Source organism: Longimicrobium sp. (assembly GCF_036387355.1).
Classification (GTDB): domain Bacteria; phylum Gemmatimonadota; class Gemmatimonadetes; order Longimicrobiales; family Longimicrobiaceae; genus Longimicrobium.
This window is the reverse complement of the sequence record NZ_DASVTX010000348.1, coordinates 1-2,729: the sequence shown is the minus strand read 5'-3', so window position 1 is coordinate 2,729 and position 2,729 is coordinate 1. Positions and strand designations below refer to the sequence as shown.

Below are 2,729 nucleotides of genomic sequence, written 5' to 3'. Positions count from 1 at the left end.
CGCCGGGAGAAAGCCATGCGCAAGCTGACGCTGGACGCCAACGACCTGTCGGTGCAGAGCTTCAATACCGCTTCGACCGAAGCGACGCTACGGGGCGCCATCGCCTCCCCCGGCAGCGTGACGGCGGGCTGCACCTGCGGCAACCCGCCCGCGCCCACGGACGAGGACGCCGGGCCCACCGCGGACTACCGCTGCTGCATCTGATGCAACGAGGCGGGCGGCCCGATCCCGGGGCCGTCCGCCTCGTTCTCCTCCAAACCCGCGTCAATCCGGATTGCCGAGGTCCACCGGGCTGACATCGCGGGTGGGATCGGATCCGTTCCCCATCGCCACCGCCACGGACGGCTCGCGCGCGATGAGCCCGTGCGCGGTGCCGGGCGCAAAGACGGCCAGATCACCGGCCGCAAGCTCCACCTGCACCCTGCCCCCCTCCGCGGCGGCGATCAGCGTGAGCGCGCCGGAAAACAGGTAGAAGTGCTCTGTGTGGCCGGTGTGGGCGTGAAATCCGCGCCGGACGCCCACGGCGGCGAACTCCACGACGTGCAGGAACGAGAACGGCGTTCCCCGCGCCAGCCACGCCACCGCGCCGCGCGCGTCGCCCGCGTGGAACAGGCTCTCACCATCGTCCCCGCCCAGCCGCTGCACCGTGAGCGCCCCGTTCAGGTAGCTGCGCACATCCATCATCCTTGCCCCGGGTCCGTCCATCCGCCATGCTCCGCCGCCCGGAGCGCGGCCAAGGTGACGCCGTGCGCGTGCGCCGTCAAACATCCCTGGCGGCGCTCGCGGCATCCAACTCCCCCGCCCACACGCGACCTCCCCCTCATATCCGCTTCTTGATGACGGTGCAGCAGCGACGCATTCGGCGCGGGCCGCTCGGGGCCCTGCTGCGGACGCCCGGCTATTCCGTTCCCGCCGCGCTGGCGATGGCGCTGGGTGTCGCGTTCGGCGGGCCGGTGCTGGCGCTGGCCTGGGGGCACCGCGCCCTCCCCGATCCGCCCTCGTCCCTGCCCGCCTTTGACCGGGCGCCGGGCGGCGGGTGGACGGCGCGGCTGAGCGCGCCCGAACTGGTGCAGGCGCGCGGCATGGACGCGCTGGTGGAAACCGCGCTCGCCGCCGTGCTGATGCTGATGGCCGCCGCCGCGGTGAACCTGGCCACGCTCGTGCTGGCGCGCGCGACGGCGCGGCGGGCGGACACGGCCGTGCGCGCGGCTCTGGGCGCCACGCCCGCGAGGCTGGTGCGCGACGCGGCGGCGGACGCGCTGGCGCTGGGCACGGCGGGGACAGTGGCCGGGCTGCTGGCCGGGAGCGCGGCGTCGCTGCTGCTCCGCGCGACCTGGCCCGCGCCCTCGGGGCCGCTGGGCGCGTTCCGCCCGTGGGCGGGGCTGGGCGCCGCGGCCGCCGCGCTGCTCGTTCCCACCGTCGTTTTGGCCGCGGTTCCCGCGCTGGCGGGGGCGCGCCGCCACCTGCACACGTGGCTGGCGGCGGGCGCCCGCGCCACCGCCGGCCCGGGCGAGGTGCTGCTGCGCAAGGGATTGACGATCCTGCAGTTCGGCGCCGCCGTCACCCTGCTGTGCTGCGCGCTGGCGCTGGTGCGCGGCTCGCTCTCCCCCCCGGACGCCACCGCCCTCGGCTTCGATCCGCGCGACACGCTCACCTTTCGGGTGGAGCTTCCCGCCGGCGCGGCGGACCCGGCGCGCGCGCAGACGAACCTGCTGACGGCGCTGCGCGGCGTGCCCGGCGTGGCCTCCGCCTCCGCGGCGACGCCGGGCGCGTGGATGGGCCAGGGGCACAGTGACTGGCTGCACTCCCTGTGCGACGTGTGCGTCAGCTACTTTCGCGTCCCCATCCTGGCCGGAGCGGCGCGCCACCACGCGGTGACTCCGGGATACTTCGCGCAGATGGGGGTGCGCGTGCTGTCGGGCCGCGAGTTCACGGACTCGGACGGCGCGGCGGGAGGCCCCGTGGTGGTCATCAACCGCGCGTTCTCGGTGTTCATGTTCCCCAACGCGAACCCGCTGGGGCACCGGGTGTCGTTCACCGGCCCGTTCGGCACCGAGTACCAGGTGATCGGCGTGGTGGATGACGTGCGGCCCCGCGCCCCCGGTTCCGGCGGAGAGCCCGCGCGCGCGGTCTACCTTTCCACGCTGCAGCACCCGCCACGCACCCTTGCCGTGGCCGTGCGCACGAGCGGGGAGCCGATGGGCATGGCGCCCGCTGTCCTCGGCGCCGCGCGGGCGAGCGTGCCCGGCGGCCGGGTGAGCGAGGTGCGGAGCATGGCCGCGCTGCTGGAGCGCAACGCGGCGCCGCTGCGCTGGTTCGGCGTGTTGATGGCCATGGTGGCGGCGGGCTCGCTGCTGCTTTCCGCGGGCGGATTGTTCGCGGCGATGAACTTCGTGGTCGCGCGGCGCACGCGGGAGATCGGCGTGCGGATGGCGCTCGGCGCGAGCGAGCGGGCGGTGATCCGACAAATGCTGGTGGAGGCCGGGCGGGTGGCGCTGTTCGGCGCCCTGCTGGGCGGGGCGGGCGCGCTGTCGCTGGGCCGGACGCTGGAACTGCGCTACGCGGGCGTGCGCGCGCTGGACCTGCCCGTGTACGCGGGGGTGGCGGCTGCGCTGGCGCTGGTGGCGATGGCGGCGGCGTACGTTCCCGCGCGGCGGGCGGCGGGGGTGCAGCCGGTGGAAGCGCTGCGGGGGGAGTAGGGATTACGAGAGTACGAAAGTACGAGAGTA

The 2,729-nt window shown here is 75.0% G+C and carries 3 protein-coding genes; 2 read left to right on the top strand and 1 reads right to left on the bottom strand.

Features of this window, described 5'->3' with window-relative positions:
* Positions 1–204: hypothetical protein (locus VF665_RS15325; protein ID WP_331054308.1), on the top strand; the 204-nt coding region annotated here is incomplete at its 5' end.
* A gap of 60 nt (positions 205–264) precedes the next feature.
* Here VF665_RS15325 and VF665_RS15320 read toward each other — a convergent pair.
* A complete protein-coding gene (locus VF665_RS15320) occupies positions 265–684 on the bottom strand; it encodes a cupin domain-containing protein (RefSeq protein ID WP_331054307.1) in 420 nt (139 codons plus the stop codon).
* A gap of 158 nt (positions 685–842) precedes the next feature.
* Between VF665_RS15320 and VF665_RS15315 the strand changes: the two genes are divergently transcribed.
* Positions 843–2,699, top strand: a complete 1,857-nt coding sequence (locus tag VF665_RS15315) for an FtsX-like permease family protein (RefSeq protein WP_331054306.1) — start codon at positions 843–845, stop codon at positions 2,697–2,699.
* The last annotated feature ends 30 nt before the right edge of the window (positions 2,700–2,729 follow it).